This is a genomic window from Metaplanococcus flavidus (genome assembly GCF_042675885.1).
GTDB lineage: Bacteria > Bacillota > Bacilli > Bacillales_A > Planococcaceae > Planococcus > Planococcus flavidus.
The window spans coordinates 1-2,444 of record NZ_JBHTKI010000036.1 but is presented as its reverse complement, the minus strand read 5'-3'; the positions used below and the strand labels follow the sequence as shown (position 1 = coordinate 2,444).

Here is a 2,444-nt window from a genome sequence, read left to right as displayed (position 1 = left end):
GTAAGCGTCCAATAGCGAACACATTTAAATAGAAGAAACTTCGTGAGATACTCTTTCCAGAATTGAATTTTGGGAGGAGTTTCTTTGATAAGAAAAGAGAAAGCAATCTATTGGTCAAAACAAATAAATGAATATCGGCAAAGCGGAGAATCGTTAGCCAAATGGTGTGAGAAAAATGACATCAAAATTCATACGATGAAATATTGGCTGCGCAAGCAGTCTCCCGTCTCCAAAGAAAAACCTGAGACCGCTTGGGTCTCCTGTATGGTGGAGGAACCGGTGAGAGATACGATTACGTTGAAGATAAAAAATGTGGAAATCGAGGTGATGAGTGGCTTCCAGGATGAACTGTTACTGAAGGTCCTTCGGACACTTGGACAGTTATGATGAACGGCCGAATCGTCGAGCGGGTGTATTTGGCAGCTGGACCGACGGATCTCCGGAAGTCAATTGACGGACTGGCGGTCATCGTTCAGGAATTATTCCAACTCGATCCTTTTTCCAACGCGCTCTTTGTATTCTGTAACCGGAAGAAAGACAAGCTCAAGATTCTGTTCTGGGATCACAATGGCTTCTGGCTCTATTACCGGCGATTGGAAAAAGGGTTGTTCGATTGGCCGGACCCTGGGTCCAGCCAGCCTCTTCCCATCACGCCCCGGCAGTTGAATTGGTTACTTGATGGCCTGCCACTGAACCAGCGCCAGGCACACCCATCCGTGGCGGCGAAAAAAATCATTTAGGTCTTTTTGGCACTGAAATTCTGTGCTATTCTTAGACCTATGAAAACAATGGACGGAAACACCTCACCTACAATTGAAGAACTGGAAAAGAAAAACGCGCAACTCGAGAACCAGATGAAGGCACTGGAGTTGAAGGTGCAATGGTACGAAGAGCAGTTCAAGCTGGGCCAGCAGAAACGGTTTGGTTCATCCAGCGAAAAGACGGATGACAACCAGTTGGCGCTTCAACTGTTCAACGAAGCCGAAATTTCTTCTTTCGTTTTATTGGCGGAACCGACGCTGGAAATGATCAGCTACACGCGCAAGAAAATGGGCGGCCGTGCAGAGAAGCTGAAAGATCTGCCGGTTGAAACCATCCATTACGACCTCTCTGATTCAGAGAAGGTCTGTTCGGCGTGCGATTATGCACTTCATGAAATGAGCCATCAAACGCGGCAAGAATTGAAGGTCGTTCCGGCGCAGGTCATAGTGGTCGAACACATTCAGCACATTTACAGCTGCCGGCATTGCGAAAAACACGAAATCACGACACCCATCGTGAAAGCGAAGATGCCAAACCCGGTCATCCCGAAGGGATTGGCTTCACCTTCCGCAATCGCCTTTATCATGACGCAAAAGTTTGCGGATGGGCTTCCGCTTTACCGCCAGGAAAAGCAGCTGGAACGGATGGGGATTCCGTTGAACCGCCAGACCCTCTCGAACTGGATGATTTCGAGTACGTCCCGTTGGTTGAGCCCATTTTATGATTTTCTCCATCGGCAACTCCTGCAGGAAAATCTGCTTCATGCCGATGAGACGAGCCTGCAAGTGCTCGATGAGCCTGGTAAGAAGGCGCAATCCAAGTCCTACATGTGGCTCTATCGCACGAGCGGTGCAACGGAAAAACCGATGGTCCTTTTCGATTACCGCGCGAGCCGATCGAGTGAAAATCCGAAGGATTTCTTGAAAGGATTCGAAGGTTATCTCAACGTCGACGGATATGCCGGCTACGAATCGCTCGAGCATGTGGAACTCGCTGGCTGTTGGGCACATGCGCGCCGGAAATTCGATGAGGCGCTGAAGGCATTGAAGAGTCCATCAGCAAGTGCCACCCGATCGACGATTGCCAAAAAGGGACTCAACTTCTGTAACCAATTATTCGCGATTGAACGAAAAATCAAGAAGCTGGACGCAAAAGAGCGGTTAGAAATACGCCAAAAAGACAGTCAGCCTGTGCTGGATGCTTATTTGGCATGGCTGAATGAACAAAAAAGCATCATTGCGCCCCAATCGGCAACCGGTAAAGCCATCACGTATTCATTGAATCAATGGCACAAGCTGACCACATTCATGAAAGACGGCCGGATTGAGATCGACAACAATCGCGCCGAACGGTCGATTAAACCGTTCGTCATCGGACGAAAGAATTGGTTGTTCGCTGCCTCAACGAATGGGGCGAAATCAAGCGCCATTGCATACAGTCTCGTAGAGACAGCTAAAGAGAATGGCTTGAATCCATTTTTCTATCTTCAATTTCTTTTCGAAGAACTTCCGCAGCTGGACATGACGGCTGAACTGGACATCGATCATCTCATGCCCTGGTCGAAGCAACTCCCAAAAGACTGTTATGTCCAAAAGAAAAAATAACAAAAATGCCTTTCCGACAAAAAATCGGAAAGGCATTTTCTTTTCTAAGAAACTAGGTGTTCATTATTGGACGCTTAC

At 47.8% G+C, this 2,444-nt stretch carries 3 protein-coding genes; all 3 read left to right on the top strand.

All coding sequences use genetic code 11. The features are described 5' to 3' along the window. Positions 1 to 84 precede the first annotated feature (84 nt). Genes tnpA through tnpC form a run of 3 tightly spaced genes read left to right on the top strand, consistent with a single transcriptional unit; the run spans position 85 to position 2,366 of the window. Entirely contained in the window at positions 85 to 387 is a 303-nt protein-coding gene (tnpA, locus tag ACFQ1X_RS15475; protein ID WP_144841702.1) for an IS66 family insertion sequence element accessory protein TnpA, read from the top strand. Next, entirely contained in the window at positions 387 to 740 is a 354-nt protein-coding gene (gene tnpB / locus ACFQ1X_RS15470) for an IS66 family insertion sequence element accessory protein TnpB (protein ID WP_379083318.1), read from the top strand. Before tnpA ends, tnpB begins: the two co-directional genes overlap by 1 nt. Positions 741 to 779: 39 nt before the next feature. Beyond that, positions 780 to 2,366, top strand: coding sequence for an IS66 family transposase (gene tnpC / locus ACFQ1X_RS15465; protein ID WP_379083316.1), 1,587 nt, complete (start codon positions 780 to 782; stop codon positions 2,364 to 2,366). The last annotated feature ends 78 nt before the right edge of the window (positions 2,367 to 2,444 follow it).

Bases quoted from the DNA above. Each gene is read 5' to 3' on its own strand.
- tnpB (WP_379083318.1), top strand. From the start codon at position 387: ATGAACGGCCGAATCGTCGAGCGGGTGTATTTGGCAGCTGGACCGACG.
- tnpC (WP_379083316.1), top strand. From the start codon at position 780: ATGAAAACAATGGACGGAAACACCTCACCTACAATTGAAGAACTGGAA.